Source organism: Janthinobacterium sp. BJB304 (genome assembly GCF_002735765.1).
Lineage (GTDB): Bacteria > Pseudomonadota > Gammaproteobacteria > Burkholderiales > Burkholderiaceae_D > Janthinobacterium.
In genome coordinates, this window is the sequence record NZ_PDZN01000016.1 from 128,232 (window position 1) to 145,479 (window position 17,248).

The window sequence follows — 17,248 nt, forward strand, 5'->3', positions numbered from 1 at the left end:
CCGGGTAAGAATGCAAAGGCCCCGCATGGTGCGAGGCCGGTCAAAAAAACAGCACGTGAAAAACTTAGTTGTTGATCACGTCCGCGCCTTTAGGCATCACGAATTTGAAATGGTTCGCAGACAGTGCCGGATTCTTCTGAAAATTCTTGAACGCCAGCACCGACGTCTGCCCGAACGAGTCGCGCAATTCCATCGCTTCGGGCACGCCGTTGCGCAGGCCGATGGTGATTTCGTCGAAGGTCGTGTCCTTCGCTTTCGGCGTCGCTTTCAGCCATTCCAGGCCATCGCGCGTGCCTGCTTCGGCCAGGGTGAAATTCTTTTCCAGGTCGTTGCTGCCGAACAAGATGGCGGCCGGCGAGGAACCGAGCGCGTCGCCCAGCTTCTTGACCGTCACCTGGCTCAGGTCCTTGTCGTAGATATACAACTTGTCGCCGTCCGCTTGCAGCAGTTGCTCGTACGGCTTCAGGTAGGTCCAGATGAACTTGCCCGGACGGGCAAACTCGAAGGTGCCACTGGCTGGCGTCGACACTTTCGCCTTGCCGCTGGCGTCCGCCTTCTTGACTTGCCGCTGCACGAACTCGCCCTTGGCCGACTTGGTGCCGGCCGCAAAGCTCTTGAATTGCTCGAGGGCACTGGCCGAGGCGCTGGCCGCGAACAGCATACTGCAGGCGACGCTGGCCGCGCCGATGATCATTTTTGCTGCGAAAGTCGTATTCTTCATTCCGTTACCCTTGTTCACTACTCGCCGCCGGCACCAGGATTTCCCGGTTGCCATTGGATTGCATGGTTGATACCACCCCGCTCTGCTCCATCTGCTCGAGCAGACGGGCCGCGCGGTTGTAGCCGATGCGCAAATGACGCTGCACCAGCGAAATTGAGGCGCGGCGGTTTTTCAGCACCACCGCCACCGCCTGGTCGTACAGGGCATCGGCCTCGCCGCCGCCCTCGCCCGGCGCGCCGCCTTCGGCGCCGTCGCCTTCCAGGGTGCCGCCTTCGAGGATGCCCTCGATGTAATTCGGTTCGCCCTGCAGCTTCAAATGGCTGACAACGCGGTGGACTTCTTCATCCGACACAAACGCGCCGTGCACGCGCATCGGCAAGCCGGTGCCGGGCGGCATGTACAGCATGTCGCCCATGCCCAGCAGGGTTTCCGCGCCCATCTGGTCCAGAATCGTGCGCGAGTCGATCTTCGACGAGACCTGGAAGGCGATACGCGTCGGGATATTCGCCTTGATCAGCCCCGTGATCACGTCTACAGATGGGCGCTGCGTGGCCAGAATCAAGTGCAAACCGGCGGCGCGCGCCTTTTGCGCGATACGCGCGATCAATTCCTCGACTTTTTTGCCCACCACCATCATCAGGTCGGCCAGCTCGTCGATGATGATGACGATGGTCGGCAGTTTTTCCAGCGGTTCCGGCGAATCCGGCGTCAGGCTGAACGGATTCGGGATGTGCTCTTCGCGCTTTTTCGCGTCGGCAATCTTCGCGTTGTAGCCGGCCAGGTTACGCACGCCCATCTTGCTCATCAGCTTGTAGCGGCGTTCCATCTCGTTCACGGCCCAGTTCAGTGCATGGCCCGCCTGGCGCATGTCCGTCACGACGGGCGCCAGCAAGTGCGGGATGCCTTCGTAGACGGACATTTCCAGCATCTTCGGATCGATCAGAATCAGCCGCACGTCGAGCGGGTCGGACTTGTACAGCAGCGACAGAATCGTCGCATTGATGCCGACGGACTTGCCGGAACCGGTGGTGCCGGCCACCAGCAAGTGGGGCATCTTGGCGAGATCGGCCACGACGGGTTTGCCGGCGATATCCTTGCCCAGCGCAATCGTCAGGCTGGACACGCCATCGTTGTAGACCTTGGAGCCGAGGATTTCCGTCAGGCGCACGATCTGGCGTTTACTATTAGGCAATTCCAGCGCCATGTAATTCTTGCCGGGAATGGTTTCCACCACGCGGATCGACGTAAGCGACAGCGAACGGGCCAGGTCGCGCGCCAGACCCACGATCTGGCTGCCCTTCACGCCCGTGGCCGGCTCGATTTCATAGCGCGTCACGACGGGGCCGGGGTAAGCGGCCACTACCTTGGCATCCACGCCAAAGTCCGACAATTTCTTTTCGATCAGGCGGCTCGTGAATTCCAGGGTTTCCACGGACACCGTTTCCACCACGGGCGGCGCTTCGTCGAGCAGCGACAAAGGCGGCAGCTTGCCATCGCCCAGGTTCTCGAACAGATGCGCCTGGCGTTCCTTTTCCACGCGCTCAGATTTCACCACGGTCACCACCTGCGGCTCGATTTTGACGGGCGGCGCGGCCACGTGCTTTTCCACGTGCTTGGCCCGTTCGATGACCACCACTTCGTCGCGGCGCACGGCAGCCACTTCGCCCTGGCGGCGGTCTTCGCGGTCCTGGTAGCGCAGCACGAACCAGTTGAAGGCGTCTTCGATGGCGCCGCCGATGCGTTCGGCCACTTGCAGCCAAGAAACATGGAAGAACAGGGAAAAGCCCAGACCGAACAGCAGCAACAGCAACAAGGTGGCGCCCGTAAAACCGAAAGCCACGTGGGCCGAGTGCCCCACCAGCTGACCCAGCACGCCGCCGGGATCGCGCGGCAGCTGCACGTGCAGGCTCTTCGCCATGCGCAGGTATTCCAGGCCCATGCTGCCGATCAGCATGATGGAAAAGCCGACGATGCGGATCAGCATCTCGACATGGTGCTCGCGCTCCACCTCCTCTTCTTCCAGCAGGAAGCGCTTACTCAGGCGGCGATAGCCATTCCACACGGTGCGCAGCAGCCAGACGCACCACCACCAGGCGGAAAAGCCGAAGATATACAGCAACAGATCGGAAAAGGTCGCACCGAGCTTGCCGCCCAGGTTGGCGACCTTGTCGACATTGGTGGCATGCGACCAGCCGGGGTCGAGCTTGTTGAAGCTGGCCAGTATCAGCACGAAATACAGGGCAAACGCGGCCAGCGCGAACCAGCGCGCCTCGGACAGCAGCCGTACCAGCCGGTTGGGCAAGGGCCGGCGTTCGACCGGTTTTCGGGTGTAGCTATTTTGATTGGCCTGGGCTGGTTTAGTCATTCTGGGAAGCGCTGCAAGGTGAAAAATGTTTCTGAAAGGGAATTTCCCATAATAAGGAAGTATTCTAAGCCATATATGCCCCGGACGGCCCCACGATTCGTCGCTACAGGCGGCTTGGTCTATAATCGTGGATTGCTTGCGCAAGCGCAATACGCCCTTGTTCTTCGCGCGTATGCCCCCAATTCGGATAGACCCCACTCATAGAGAAGCCTCATTATGACCACTACCAAACACGCCCGCGTTTTGATCCTCGGTTCCGGCCCAGCCGGCTACAGCGCCGCCGTCTACGCCGCCCGCGCCAACCTGAACCCGATGCTGGTCACCGGCGTGGAACAAGGCGGCCAGCTGATGACCACCACCGACGTGGAAAACTGGCCAGGCGACCCGATGGGCGTGCAAGGTCCGGACCTGATGCAGCGCTTGCTGCAGCATGCCGAGCGTTTCAATACGGAAATCGTGTTTGACCACATCCACACCACTTTCCTCAATGAAAAACCGATCCGCCTGAAGGGCGACAGCCACGAATACACGTGCGATACGCTGATCATCGCCACGGGCGCATCCGCGCAATACCTGGGCCTGCCGTCGGAAGCGGAATTCATGGGCAAGGGCGTGTCCGCCTGCGCCACCTGCGATGGTTTCTTCTACCGCAACCAGGAAGTGGCCGTCGTCGGCGGCGGCAATACGGCCGTCGAGGAAGCGCTGTACCTGTCGAACATCGCCAATAAAGTCACGCTGATCCACCGCCGCGACAAGTTCCGCGCCGAAGCGATTCTGATCGACCGCCTGAACGCCAAGGTTGCCGAAGGCAAGATCGTGTTGAAATATAACCACACTCTGGACGAAGTGACGGGCAACGAAGGCGGCGTGACGGGCCTGAACATCAAATCGACCATCGACGGCAAGGTCGAAGCATTGAGCGTGCATGGCGTGTTCATCGCCATCGGCCACAAGCCGAACACGGGCATCTTCGAAGGCCAGCTGGAAATGCACAACGGCTACATCAAGACCAAGACGGGCCTGGAAGGCATGGCCACGGCCACCAGCGCACCGGGCGTATTTGCGGCCGGCGACGTGCAAGACCATATCTACCGCCAGGCCATCACCAGCGCCGGTACGGGTTGCATGGCAGCACTGGACGCCCAGCGCTACCTGGAAGGCCAGGAGTAAGCGTCGCATGGCGTCGATGAAAGACTTTGCCGACCTGAAAGCGGTCAGCAAGCAGCTCAAGGAGCAGGCCGATGCGCGCGCGCAAGCTGCGGCTGAACGCGCGCAGCAGGTCAAGGTGCAGGCCGTGGAAAGTAATCTGTTCAAGGCCAGCATCGGCGGCGTCAAGCGCCTGCCCGAGTCGGACCGCTACGTGCCCAGCCTGCCCAAGGCGCGCACAGCCAGCGTCCAGCAGCCGGCGCGCAAATTGTCTCCGGAAGAGGACGATGCGGCCGTGCTGCGCGAGTCGCTGTCGGACTTGTTCGAGGTCGACCATTACCTGGAAAACGATCCGGCCCTGAACTACGCCCGCCCCGGCGTGGGGCCGGACGTGATCAAGAAGATGCGCAAGGGCCACTGGCCCATCCAGGATGAGCTGGACTTGCACGGCTTGCGCCGCGACGAGGCGCGCGACGGCATCGGCGCCTTCTTGAACCAGGCGACGCGGCGCAAGCTGCGCTGCGTGCGCGTGATCCACGGCAAGGGTTTTGGCTCGAAAGGCCAGGAACCGGTCTTGAAATCGATGGTGCACAGCTGGCTCGTGCAAAAGGATGAAGTCATCGCCTTTTGCCAGGCGCGCCGCTCCGAAGGGGGCGATGGCGCACTGGTGGTATTGCTTTCTTCCGCGCTGCAGCCCATCCGCTAGGACAGATAGCAAGAAATTACAATTCAGTAACAAGTTACACCCTGCGCACGGCCCCGTTTGTCACCATTCGGGGCCGTGTCATGTTAACCTGTGACAATTATTTCCTGCTTAGCGTCTCGTGCACGCGCTCCACCCATGATGCCACCCCAATTGCCGCCTGGCTCGCTGATCAAGATCATTGAGGTCATCGCCATCCTGGTGGGCGCGTTTTCCGGCTTCATCGAAGCGCGCCGCAAGCGCATGGACCTGGTCGGCGTATTCGTCGTGGCCTTCATCACGGCCTTCGGCGGCGGCACCTTGCGTGACATCCTGCTCGACAAGCGGCCTTTATTCTGGGTTTCGCACCAGGAATACGCGATTCTGATCTTCGTTCTGGCCCTGACGGCCGCGCCCCTGATCCAGCATTTGCGCCAGATCGTCTCGGAACGCCTCATCGTCATCGCCGACGCCATCGGCCTGGGCATGTTCGCCATCGCCGGCGTGGCCGAAGCGATGCGCGCGGGCATGCCGATCTTTATTGCCTCGATGATGGGGGTGATTACGGGGATTTTCGGCGGCGTGATGCGCGACATCGTCTGCAACGAAGTGCCGATGGTGTTTCGTGACGGAAAACCCTACGCCATCTGCGCGTTTTTCGGCTGCTGGGCTTATTTATTGCAGATGCACTTCGGCGCCGAGCACGACTTCGCGCTGTGGACCAGCGCCAGCGGCATCACGATGCTGCGCCTGATCTGCTGGAAATTCGACATGCGGCTGGGGCGCTGAAGTGCAATCCGGCAGCTTGGGTGACTCAGCAATGTCGGCTTACGCGCTGGCGCGCTAAGCCGACCTACGCGTAGCAACGTATATCAGGCGGTAGGTCGGATCAGGCTCGAAGAGCCGTAATCCGACGCCATCGTTGGCGCAGCCTCCGGCAAGAAAACTTAGACCGCGTCCGGGCCTGTCTCGCCCGTGCGGATGCGGATGACCTGCTCCACGTCGCGCACGAAGATCTTGCCGTCGCCAATCTTGCCCGTGCGGGCAGCCTTGATGATGGCGTCGACCACCAGTTCCGACACGCTGTCGTCCACCACCACTTCGACTTTGACTTTCGGCAAGAAGTCGACCACGTACTCGGCGCCACGGTACAGCTCGGTATGGCCCTTCTGGCGGCCAAAGCCCTTCACTTCCGTCACGGTCAAGCCCGTCACGTTCACGTCGGCCAGCGCCTCGCGTACTTCGTCGAGCTTGAATGGTTTGATGATGGCGGTAATCTGTTTCATGGCTTTCTCCTTATTGATAATCGTCAGTTCTTCATTAGCTGGCTTAACGGAACCCCGCAAAACCGTAGCGAGCAAGTTCAATACCGGGTTGAGTAGCGGAGCCGTACTTTAGTACGGTGAGCAACGGATGCCCGGTAGTGAGCTGCGCAGTAGGTTTGGCGGGGTTCCCCACGTTATTCGTAAAACTTGGACGTAATGGGATAGCGCCAGTCGCGGCCGAAGCCACGGTGCGTGACGCGGATGCCCACCGGCGACTGGCGCCGCTTGTATTCATTGATCTTGATCAGGCGCGTGACCCGGGCCACATCGGCCGGCGGGTAGCCAGCCTCGATAATCTCGGCGATCGGCCGGTTTTCTTCCATGTACAGCTGCATGATGCCGTCGAGTACGTCATATGGCGGCAGGGAATCCTGGTCCAGCTGGTCGGCGCGCAGCTCGGCCGACGGTCCGCGCGTCAGTATGCGCTCGGGGATCACGCTTGAGATGCCGTTGCGGTACGCGCACAGGCGGTACACGAGCGTCTTGGCGATATCCTTGATCACGGCAAAGCCGCCCGCCATGTCGCCGTACAGGGTGCAATAGCCGACCGCCATCTCGCTCTTGTTGCCCGTCGTCAAGACGATACTGCCATGCTTGTTCGACAGGGCCATCAGCAGGGTACCGCGGATGCGCGCCTGGATGTTTTCTTCCGTCGCGTCTTCCGCCAGCCCCGCGAACTCACCGGCCAAGGTAGCGCGGAAGGCGTCGAAGGTTTGCTTGATCGGAATTTCATCGTAGCGCACATTGAGGCGTTTTACCATGTCGCGCGAATCGATCCACGAGATATCGGCCGTAAATTGCGACGGCATCATCACGGCGCGCACCTTGTCGGCGCCCAGCGCATCGACGGCGATGGCCAGGGTCAGCGCGGAATCGACGCCGCCCGACATGCCGATCAGCACGCCCGGAAAGCCGTTCTTGACTATATAGTCGCGCACGCCCAGCACCAGCGCCTGGTACACCTGCGCCTCGGTGGTCAACGGGGCGGCCAGCGGTTGCGGCACGGGCGTGGCGCCGTCGAACTCGACCAGTTGCAAGTCTTCCTCGAAATGGCGCAACTGGGCGCAAATCGTGCCGGCCGCATCCATGACAAACGAATCGCCGTCGAAAATCAGTTCATCCTGGCCGCCGACCAGGTTGGCGTACACGAGAGCCATGCCTTGCGCGCTGACGTTCTTGCGCATGGTTTCGTAGCGCAGATGCTGCTTGTTCATATGGTAGGGCGAACCGTTCGGCACCAGCAGCACTTGCGCGCCGGCCGCGCGGGCGCGCATCGGTGCGTGCTCGAACCACGTGTCTTCGCAGATATTGATGCCGAAACGCACGCCCTTCACGCCAAACACGAAAGCCTGGTCCGACGACGTAAAGTAGCGTTTTTCATCGAACACGGTGGTGTTCGGCAAGTCGTGCTTGCGGTAGGTGCCCAGCACTTCGCCATTGAGCAGCACGGAGGCGGCATTGTGGCGCACGCCCTTCTCGTCCTGCAGCGGCAAGCCCACCACCACATGCAAATCCTTGAACTGGGCCAGGTCGGCCGCCAGCCCCGCAAACGCTTCCTGCGTTTTTGCGTAGAATGCATTGCGCAGTAATAAGTCCTCGGGTGGATAGCCGACCAGCGACAGTTCCGGCGTGAGCACGATATCGGCGCCCGCTTCAAAGGCGCGGCGGGAAATGTCGAAGATCTTGGCACGGTTGCCGGCCAGATCGCCGACCGTACTATTCATTTGAGCAATTGCGACTTTGACTGTCATGATGATGGATATTTTCGTTCTATTAAACAAGACAGGGGCACACAGGCCGATGGTGGCGCCCCGAGAGTGATGAATGCACACTATAACAATGAATTATCGCACGGCTATCGTCACTACCCTGGCTGAAATTGGCGAAGCGGCCTGGTCTGAACTGCTGGCGCGCCAGGCGGATAGCAATCCCTTCCTCTCGTATGCCTTTTTGCACGCGCTGCACGAGTCCGGCTGCGCCAGCGCGGACACGGGCTGGCAACCGAATTACCTGGTGCTGTGGCAAGGAGACACGCTGGCCGCCGCCCTGCCCCTGTACCTGAAAATGCACTCGTATGGCGAATACGTGTTCGACTGGGCCTGGGCCGATGCCTATCAGCAGCATGGCCTCGAATACTACCCGAAACTGCTGTCCGCTATTCCCTTTACGCCCGTCAGCGGCACGCGCCTGCTGGCCCGCGATGGCGAGGCGCGCGCCGCCCTGCTGGCCTTCCTGCAGGCCCAGCAGCAGGCCAGCGAGGTGTCGTCGTGCCATATTCTGTTCCCGCCGGAAAGCGAGGCGCGCCAGCTGGCGCACGCTGGCTACCTGATGCGTAGCGGCGTGCAGTTTCACTGGCTCAATCCCGGCTACACGGATTTCGAGCAATTTCTCGCCACCCTGGAACACAAGAAACGCAAGAATATCCGCGCCGAGCGGCGCAAGGTGCGGGAAGCGGGCGTGACCATGCGCCAGGTGCGCGGCATGGACGCGACAGATGCCGACTGGAAGCTGTTCCACCGCTGCTACAGCAATACCTATGCGGAACACCGCTCCTCGCCCTACCTGTCGCTGGACTTCTTCCGGCGCATCGCCACCGGCATGCCGGAGAACATTTTATTGGTGATCGCCGAGCGCGAAGGCCGGGCCATCGCCGCCTCGCTGGTGATCCACACGGCCGACACCCTGTATGGGCGCTACTGGGGGGCGCTCGAGCACGTACCGTGCCTGCATTTCGAGACGGCTTACTATCAGCCGCTGGAATTTTGCATCGCCAACGGCATCGCCACCTTCGAGGGCGGCGCCCAGGGCGAGCACAAGATGGCGCGCGGCTTTCTGCCGCAAAAGACCTGGTCCGCTCACTGGCTGGCGCACCCGGCCTTTGCCGACGCCGTGCAGCGCTTCCTCGAGCGCGAACGGGGCGGCATCGACGCCTACCTCGATGAATTGAACGAACACAGTCCGTTTCGCGCATAAAAAAACGCTCCCGGCCATGACTGGCGGGGAGCGTTTTTTAACTGATGCTGTTAGGCTTTTGCAGCATCTGCCTTGTAGGCGGCGACACCGCCCAGGATTTCTTCCTTGGCCACTTCAGGGCCATACCAGCCGTCGATCTTGACCCATTTGCCTTTTTCCAGATCTTTGTAGTGCTCAAAGAAATGCTGGATCTGGCGCAAACGCAGTTCGTTCAAGTCTTCCGGCTTTTGCCAGTGGCTGTAGATCGACAGGACCTTGTCGACTGGCACGGCCAGCACTTTCGCGTCTTCGCCCGACTCGTCGGTCATTTTCAGCACGCCGATAGGACGGCAGCGCACGACCACGCCCGGGATCAGCGGGAACGGGGTGATGACCAGCACGTCGACCGGGTCGCCGTCCGGTGACAGGGTGTTCGGCACGTAGCCGTAGTTGCACGGGTAATGCATGGCGGTACCCATGAAGCGATCGACGAAGATCGCGCCGCTTTCCTTGTCGACTTCGTACTTGATCGGATCGGCATTCATCGGGATTTCGATGACGACGTTGAAATCGTTCGGCAGGTCGCGGCCGGAAGAGACGTTATTCAAACTCATGGGGTTCCTCATTAGCGGATGGTGTTTTAACCGCGCAATTATAGCGAAGTACAGGCAGCTTGTGCGATGCAGCAGCGGCCCGCCGGCGTTTTGCGCGTCCAGCCAGCAACACTCGCCAGCACGGCCGTCCGGTACGCGCAAGCTGCTGCCGAGAGAATAAACAGGCTATTGGGAATAATAAGTAGAAACACTTAAGCATTACTACGGTCGACCCCGAGTTAATATCTGAAATATCATCATATTTTCATTTCAATATCACCATGCAGCGGACATTTTTATCATAACCGGCATTGCATTTATTGCAGCCAATTATAACAACTGTTTCAGGCTTATTCTCCCCGAACTGCCAGCGCGTGATGGCGCGGCCGTCTCAACATCGATGGCCATCAAGCCTGCCAGCCCGGCAACTCCGTCATCCAGCATAATCTTTGCGCTTATTTGAAGCATTTATTTGATTCAAATGACGGCCTGGCCAAAAAATGGCGCGACCAGAAGACAATCATCAATTCTGATAAACTGTCACATTCTGGTGATTCCAAACTTTGTATATTCTGCAATCGACGCCTTCCCTGAATTCAATATGGCGCTTTCAACGCGCCACCGATAAATCCTTGCAAAAAGGAATATGATGATTCCCTCCTTCCGGCCCGGGCCTTTATTAAAGGTCACCGGCGTTATTTTCATTCTGTTTGGCCTCGCCCTGCTGGGCGGCGGCATCTGGCTGGCCACGCTTGGCGGCTCCTGGTACTACTTGCTGGCCGGCATAGGCATGCTCGTCGCCGGCGTGCTGGTGTTCCAGGGCAAGCGCAGCGCGCAAGCTTTCCTCGCCTTCTTGCTGACCGCCACCCTCATCTGGTCCGTCATCGAAGTGAAATTCGACTGGTGGCAATTGCTGCCGCGCCTCGACATCTGGTTTGCCGCCGCCGTCTGGCTGTTGCTGCCCTTCGTCAGCCGCCGTCTGGCGCCACCCGCCGCGGCGAAACAGGGGAAATTGGGACGCACGGCCCTGTCCGCCGCCGTGGCCCTGACCGTCATCGCCGGCGTCATCGCCCTGTTCCAGGACTACCATGACCTGCATGGCGACGTGCCGGCCGAAAACATGGCCGCCACCGCCAGCGGCGATCTGGCGCCCGGCGTCGAGCACAACGACTGGTCCGCGTATGGCCGCTCCGGCTATGGCGACCGCTACGCCCCGGCCGCGCAGATCACGCCGGCGAATATTTCCGGCCTGAAAGAAGCCTGGACCTACCACACGGGCGACTTCAAGGGGCCAAACGATCCGGGCGAGATCGCCAATGAAGTGACGCCGCTAAAGGTCAATGACATGCTGTACCTGTGCACGCCGCACAATATCGTCATCGCCCTGAACCCGGACACGGGCAAGGAAATCTGGCGCCACGATCCGAAGATCAACCGCGACGCAGCCAGCTACCAGCACATGATCTGCCGCGGCGTCGCCTACTGGGACGTCAACGCGGGCCGCGCCAAGAACAACCCGGCCCCCGAAGCAGCCGGCATGGAATGCCCGCGCCGCATCCTGGCGCCGACCATGGATGGCACCATGATCGCCGTCAACGCCGATACGGGCGAGTCGTGCAAGAGCTTTGGCAACAACGGCGTCGTCAACCTGTATAAAAACATGGCCATGATCAAGCGCGGTTTCCTGATGCCGACCTCGCCGCCCGCCGTCTCGCAGACAATGGCCGTGATCGCCGCCAGCGTGACGGACAACCATTCGACGGAAGAACCGTCGGGCGTGATCCGCGGCTACGATCCCGTCACCGGCAAGCTGATGTGGAACTGGGACCCGGCCACGCCGGAAGATACCAAGCCCTTCCCTGAAGGCAAGAACTACACCAACAACTCGCCCAACTCGTGGGGCGTGGCCAGCATCGATGAAAAGCTGGGCATGGTCTACATCCCGATGGGCAATGAAACCCCCGATACCTGGGGCGGCAACCGCAACAAGAATGGCGAGAAATTCAATAGCGCCATCGTCGCGCTGGACCTGGCGACCGGTAAAGTACGCTGGGTCTACCAGACCGTGCACCACGATATCTGGGACATGGATATCGGCGGCCAGCCTAGCCTGGTCGACATCGACACGCCGAAAGGCAAAGTCCCATCGGTCGTCGCCACGACGAAACGGGGCGACATCTACGTGATCGACCGCCGCGACGGCAGCCTGGTCGTGCCGGCGCCGGAAAAACCCGTGCCAACGAGCAATCCTGCCGCCGGCGACACCTTGTCGCCCACGCAGCCGTTCTCGGCCCTGACCTTCTTGCCTGAACGCAATATCAGCGAAGCGGACATGTGGGGCACGACGCCGTTCGACCAGCTCGCCTGCCGCATCATCTTCAAGGAACGCCGTTATGAAGGCCCGTTCACGCCGCAAACGGCCGGCAAGGGCGCAGTCATCTCGCCGGGCCCGCTCGGCATCTTCGAATGGGGCGGCGCGGCCATCGACCCCGTGCGCCAGTTACTGATCGTCAACCCCGACTACATGGGTTTCCTGGAAAAACTCGTGCCGCGCGCCGAAACGACGGCCAAGGGCGGCACGGGCGGCGAAATGGGCTTGCAGCCGCAGACGGGCGTCCCGTTCGCCGTGGAAATCAAGGCCTTTTTGTCGCCGCTGGGCTTCCCATGCCAGGCACCGCCGTGGGGCTATGTGGCCGCCGTCGACCTGCGCACCATGAAAAAAGTGTGGATGCACAAGAACGGCACCACGCGCGACAGCGGTCCCGTGCCGATTCCATTGCCACTGGGCGTGCCCAGCCTGGGCGGCATGGTCACCACGGGCGGCGGCGTGACCTTCCTCAGCAGCACGCTCGACTACTACATCCGCGGCTACGACGTCAGCAACGGCAAAGTCATCTGGAAAGCCCGTTTGCCAGCCGGCGGCCAGGCTACGCCGATGAGCTATGTATCGAACAAGTCGGGACGCCAGTTCGTCGTCGTCATGGCCGGCGGCCACGGCTCGCTGGGCACGAAGATGAGCGACACGCTGATCGCGTATGCCCTGCCCGAAGGCACCGCCGCACCGAAGAAGTAAAGCTCGAAGAAGTAAATTAGCAAGGTAGCAGCGCAAAAAAAAGCCGTTCAGTCTGCACTGAACGGCTTTTTTACGTCTGGAGAAACAGATTACAGGATGGTGGCCAGCGCGCACTGCCGGTAATGGGCGGCGGCCTGTTCCGTCTGCTGCAAGGCGTCGTGCATCTGCGCCAGCTTCAGGTGGGCGTCGCGCACCATCTGCGGCTCGTTGGCGTCCGACAAAGCCTGCTCCAGGTGGCGCTGGGCCTTGCCCCACAGTTTTTGCTTGAGGCACAAGGTACCGAGGGTCAGCGCCAGTTCCGCATCGAGCGGACGCTGTTTCAGCCATTGCTCGCAATGCTCGATCTGCAGCAGCAAGGCCGGCGTGCCGCTCGGGGCCGCCGCTTCGCGGTAGGCGCGCACGACGCGCTCGTCCCAGTCGGCGGCCAGCGACTCTTCGCACACGAGGCGCGCTTCGTCATGCAGGCCGCGCGCATTCAGGGCCGTGGCGGCGCGGCAGGCGATATACGGCTTGACCCGGTCGGCGCTTGGCACGGTCGACCATACGCGCAGCAAGGATTCCGCGTCATGCGACGGGTCGGACAGCAAATGGTCATAAGCCAGTTCGCGCAGGCGCGACGACAGGGCCGGATGCAGGGCGCGGTGCTTGTCGAGCGAACGCACGAGGCGCAGCACTTCCGGCCAGTTCTTCGCCTGCTGCTCGGCTTTCAGCGACCATTGCAGCGCGTGGATATGGCGCGTGCCGCTGGCGTTGAGTTCGCGCACGGCGGCCAGCGCCGCTTCCGGCTGGTGGTCGTCGACCAGCAATTCCGTCACCGTCATCAGACGGGCCGTCTTCAGGCTGGCGTCGCCTTCGACGCGGGCCAGCCAGCTGTCGCGGCGTTCGGACTGGCGCATGCGGTGCGCGGCGCGCGCGCCGATCAGCGCGGCCAGGCCGGCGTTTTCGTCCAGTTCGGCGGCGCGCAGGGCGGCCTTCTCGGCATGGCCGAAACGGCCTTCGAACAGGGCTTTCAAGGCTTCGCGCAAACCCTTGTTGCCATCGCGCTCGCGCTTGCGCTGGCGGTAGGCCGCCACTTGCGCCGGCATGCGCACTGTGGCGCGCACGGCGCGCACCAGCAGGTACAGCAGTACGAACAGCACGACCTGCAGCAGCAGGAAGAAGTTCAGCGACAAATCGATGCGGTACGGCGGATAGAACAGCACCACGTTGCCAGGGTTGAAACGGGCCGTCACGGCGATACCGATCGCCGCGGCCATCAGGGCGAGTAACCAGAGAAATAGACGCATGGGCTCAGGACTTCGCTTTGTAGTTGCGCACAGCAGTCAGGCTGTCGGACAAGGTTGGCATTTCGATGGCCAGATTGCTGCCCTGCACCTGGCGCAGCAGGGCTTGCGCCGTCTGCGTGCTTTTGGCGCGGGTGTCGAAATACTTGGCCAGCGCATCCTGCGCGGCGATCAAGTCGTTGCGGAACGCCGTTTCATTGCGCGACAACAAGGCCATGCGGGCATTGAGCAAGCGCAGCTTGACGTTTTCGCGCAAGAAATACGATTGCGTCGGCGACAGCATCAGCGCTTCCGGCGTATCGACCCGGCGGATGCGGATCAATTGACGCACGTCGGCCCACATGTCGCCGCTCCAGGTATTGAAGCCGTCGCGCACCTTTTGCAGCAGCGGTTCCGGCGCCGGCGGACCCACCAGCTTGCCGCTAGCATCGCGCACGGGCTTGGCCTTGCCCGGTTTTTCCGGCGCGGCCGGCAAGGCCGGCGTTTCGTCGGACAGCATCGGCAAGGAATCGACCTGGGCGATCACGGCGTCGAGACGCAGGGCCACGCCCGTCGAATCGACGCTGGGCAGGGCCTTGAGTTTTTCCATGTCGCGCCCGATGGCGCGGCGGATGGTGATGAATTGCGGCTTGTCGGAACGCGACAGGCTGCGGTCTGCGTTTTGCAGGGCGATCAGCGCGCCGGGCACGTTGCCGGCCAGTTGCAGCTGCTGGCTGGCCGTCGACAGCACTTGCTCGATTTCCGTCAGCGCCCACTCGTCGCGGTTCTTCGACAAGTCGTTATACAGTTGTTCCAGGGCCAGCTGCTGGCTTTGCGTTTCGCTCTGGCGGTTTTCCAGCGCCCCAACCTTGATTTCCAGCTCTTTCGTGCCTTCTTGCACGGTGCGCGCCAGCACGCCCGTTTCTGCATTGCTGACATCGCCCTTTTGCAGGCGCTTGGCCACTTCTTCGCGCAGGTTGCGGATCTGCTTGCTGGACGACCAGCTTTGCGCCGCCAGCAGCACGGCCAGCACGATGACGGCGATGCTCATGGGCTTTTGCAGCTGTTCCAGCAAGGTCGGCGCGCGGCCGGCAGGTTGGTCGGCCGCCTGCGGCGCCGTCTTCACGGCGCTGCCAGGCGTTGCATTCGGTTCGGAGAGTGTAGGCATTTCGTTCATGGTCGTGATTGTAACGCGGCGAGCACTCCTGCGTCGCCTGATCCTGTCAGGGTGACACGGGCAAAACCCAGGGCCGCCGCCGTTTGTGCAATGCGGGCGTGCGGCACGATCAGATGTTGCTGTTGCATTTTCACAACAGCCGTCTTTTCAGCATCCAATTCCTCAAGAAGCGCCAGCAAACCGCGCAGCGCTTCCGAGCTGGTGATGATCCAGTCATTATTATGCTGCAACAGCTTTTCCAGGGTCGCCCGCAAGGCCGGCGTCAGCGTTGGCACCTGGCGGCGGTAGGCTGTGACGAACTCGACCTCGGCGCCAGCGGCGCGCAAGCCCTCGGCCAGGTAATCGCGTCCGCCGTCGCCGCGCACGATCAGCACGCGCTTGCCGCGCAGGGCCGGCAAGTCCAGCGCCAGCAATAAATGTTCGGAATCGCTGCGCGCCGTGTCGAGCGGACTCGTGATGCTGGCATTCGCGTCCGTGACGCCATGCGCGGCCAAGGCCATCCGGCTGCCCTCGCCCACGACGGCCAGCGGCACGCCTGGCGGCCAGGCGGACAAGTGCGCAAAGACGCAATCGATGGCGTTCGGCGAGACGAAGGCCACCAGGTCGTAATCAGCCAGGCGCGCCAGCACGGCGTGCAGCTGCGCGCATTCAACTGCGCCGTCGAGCGCGTGGATTTCCAGCAGCGGCAACAGTTGCACGGGCAAGCCCAGCGCCGCGATCCTCGCGGCCAGCGGCCCCGCTTGCGCCGCGGGCCGCGTGATCACCACCGTGTCAGGCATGCGGCGCCAGGCCTTCATGGTTGTCGGGCGTAATGGCGCACGAGGCGAGGATACCGGCGGCGTCCTGGCCGCGCAGCAGTTCGGCCACCTGTTCGCCCAGCAGCTCCGGCGCGCTGGCCGGGCCTTCGAACTCGGCGCTGGCCATGCGCGCGCCGTCCGGCGTGGCGACCATGGCGCGCAAGCGCATGCTGTCGCCTTCGACAGTGGCAAACGCGGCCAGCGGAATCTGGCAGCTGCCGCCGAAAATCTTCGACACCTTGCGCTCGGCCGTGACGGCTTGCGCCGTAGCCGTGTGGTTCAGCGGCGCCAGCAGGGCCGTCATGTCGACGCCGTCGGCGCGACCGGCGCGCACCTCGATCGCCATGGCGCCCTGGCCGGCGGCAGGCAGGCTGTCTTCCGGCGCCAGCACGGCGCGGATGCGCGACGCCAGGCCCAGGCGTTTCAAGCCGGCGGCGGCCAGGATGATGGCGGCGTAATCGCCACGGTCCAGCTTGCCCAAGCGGGTGTCGAGGTTGCCGCGCAGGGGCAGAATCGTCAGGTGCGGGTAGCGCGCGGCGATCAGCGACTGGCGGCGCAGGCTGCTGGTGCCGACGACGGCGCCGTGCGGCAGCTCGGCCAGGCTGGCGTAATCGTTGGACACGAACGCGTCGCGCGGGTCTTCGCGCTCGAGGATGGCGGCCAGGGCAAAGCCTGCCGGCAACTCCATCGGCACGTCTTTGAGCGAATGCACGGCCAGGTCGGCGCGGCCTTCTTCCATCGCCACTTCCAGTTCCTTGACGAACAGGCCCTTGCCGCCTACCTTGGACAGGGCGCGGTCCAGAATCTGGTCGCCGCGTGTGGTCATGCCGAGAATTTCAACGCTACACTGCGGATACAGGGCGGCCAGGCGCGCGCGCACGTGTTCGGCTTGCCACATGGCAAGACGGCTCTCGCGCGTGGCGATCACTAGGCGGGAAGGAATATTTTGGGTCAATTCGGATGCTTTCAAAACAAGTTCTTTCGCTGTGGCTGTCGTTGTCGTTGCCAATTCGCCCGTCCGATATCAATTTGTATCGGAATGACGCCCGGCCTCGCTATAATCGTTATCCCTTAGCCTAGAAGGCCAAGTCAGGCTAGCGTCCATGTTGAAGACCACAAATTTTATCATGCGCCCCCTCCCCTCTGCGGCCAAAC

14 protein-coding genes are annotated in these 17,248 nt (G+C 62.0%); 5 read left to right on the forward strand and 9 right to left on the reverse strand.

The genetic code is table 11. From position 1 onward, the window contains the following. Positions 1–64 precede the first annotated feature (64 nt). Both lolA and CSQ95_RS19405 read right to left on the reverse strand, forming a co-directional pair. Positions 65–694: an outer membrane lipoprotein chaperone LolA gene (lolA, locus tag CSQ95_RS19400; RefSeq protein ID WP_099410692.1), complete on the reverse strand. Its 630-nt coding sequence runs from the start codon at positions 692–694 to the stop codon at positions 65–67. 31 nt (positions 695–725) lie between these two features. Next, complete coding sequence (locus tag CSQ95_RS19405; RefSeq protein ID WP_070225006.1) at positions 726–3,086, reverse strand: DNA translocase FtsK; 2,361 nt, start codon at positions 3,084–3,086, stop codon at positions 726–728. Between the two features lie 216 nt (positions 3,087–3,302). Here CSQ95_RS19405 and trxB point away from each other — a divergent pair, with 216 nt between their 5' ends. The 3 genes from trxB to CSQ95_RS19420 all read left to right on the forward strand — a co-directional run bounded on the left by trxB (position 3,303) and on the right by CSQ95_RS19420 (position 5,703). After that, positions 3,303–4,256: a thioredoxin-disulfide reductase gene (gene trxB, locus CSQ95_RS19410; protein WP_034786153.1), complete on the forward strand. Its 954-nt coding sequence runs from the start codon at positions 3,303–3,305 to the stop codon at positions 4,254–4,256. Between the two features lie 7 nt (positions 4,257–4,263). Further along, entirely contained in the window at positions 4,264–4,938 is a 675-nt protein-coding gene (locus tag CSQ95_RS19415; protein WP_099410693.1) for a Smr/MutS family protein, read from the forward strand. Positions 4,939–5,073: 135 nt separating this feature from the next. Continuing rightward, positions 5,074–5,703: a trimeric intracellular cation channel family protein gene (locus CSQ95_RS19420; protein WP_099410694.1), complete on the forward strand. Its 630-nt coding sequence runs from the start codon at positions 5,074–5,076 to the stop codon at positions 5,701–5,703. Between the two features lie 158 nt (positions 5,704–5,861). Here the strand turns inward: CSQ95_RS19420 and CSQ95_RS19425 are convergent, their stop codons facing one another. Further along, entirely contained in the window at positions 5,862–6,200 is a 339-nt protein-coding gene (locus tag CSQ95_RS19425) for a P-II family nitrogen regulator (RefSeq protein WP_034758685.1), read from the reverse strand. A gap of 173 nt (positions 6,201–6,373) precedes the next feature. Next, the gene (locus CSQ95_RS19430; RefSeq protein WP_099410695.1) at positions 6,374–7,990 is read right to left on the reverse strand and encodes an NAD+ synthase; all 1,617 of its coding nucleotides are present in this window, start codon (positions 7,988–7,990) and stop codon (positions 6,374–6,376) included. Between the two features lie 88 nt (positions 7,991–8,078). On the opposite strand from CSQ95_RS19430, the gene CSQ95_RS19435 reads away from it, so the two are divergent. Then, positions 8,079–9,212, forward strand: a complete 1,134-nt coding sequence (locus CSQ95_RS19435; RefSeq protein WP_099410696.1) for a GNAT family N-acetyltransferase — start codon at positions 8,079–8,081, stop codon at positions 9,210–9,212. Positions 9,213–9,262: 50 nt separating this feature from the next. Here the strand turns inward: CSQ95_RS19435 and ppa are convergent, their stop codons facing one another. After that, positions 9,263–9,805, reverse strand: coding sequence for an inorganic diphosphatase (ppa, locus tag CSQ95_RS19440; RefSeq protein WP_086139428.1), 543 nt, complete (start codon positions 9,803–9,805; stop codon positions 9,263–9,265). Between the two features lie 625 nt (positions 9,806–10,430). Between ppa and CSQ95_RS19445 the strand changes: the two genes are divergently transcribed. Next, positions 10,431–12,857: a membrane-bound PQQ-dependent dehydrogenase, glucose/quinate/shikimate family gene (locus CSQ95_RS19445; protein WP_257218111.1), complete on the forward strand. Its 2,427-nt coding sequence runs from the start codon at positions 10,431–10,433 to the stop codon at positions 12,855–12,857. 89 nt (positions 12,858–12,946) lie between these two features. Here the strand turns inward: CSQ95_RS19445 and CSQ95_RS19450 are convergent, their stop codons facing one another. From CSQ95_RS19450 to hemC, 4 genes are read right to left on the reverse strand one after another with little or no spacing between them, the layout of a single operon-like run. Then, positions 12,947–14,143 carry a heme biosynthesis protein HemY gene (locus CSQ95_RS19450; protein ID WP_071650305.1) on the reverse strand — a complete coding sequence of 399 codons (1,197 nt, stop codon included), beginning with the start codon at positions 14,141–14,143 and terminating at the stop codon, positions 12,947–12,949. Positions 14,144–14,147: 4 nt separating this feature from the next. Further along, positions 14,148–15,296, reverse strand: a complete 1,149-nt coding sequence (locus tag CSQ95_RS19455) for a uroporphyrinogen-III C-methyltransferase (protein WP_070291290.1) — start codon at positions 15,294–15,296, stop codon at positions 14,148–14,150. Next, complete coding sequence (locus CSQ95_RS19460) at positions 15,293–16,075, reverse strand: uroporphyrinogen-III synthase (protein WP_099410732.1); 783 nt, start codon at positions 16,073–16,075, stop codon at positions 15,293–15,295. The genes CSQ95_RS19455 and CSQ95_RS19460 overlap by 4 nt, the downstream gene beginning before the upstream one ends. Next, positions 16,068–17,063, reverse strand: a complete 996-nt coding sequence (gene hemC, locus CSQ95_RS19465; protein ID WP_373632456.1) for a hydroxymethylbilane synthase — start codon at positions 17,061–17,063, stop codon at positions 16,068–16,070. The genes CSQ95_RS19460 and hemC overlap by 8 nt, the downstream gene beginning before the upstream one ends. Positions 17,064–17,248: the final 185 nt, after the last annotated feature.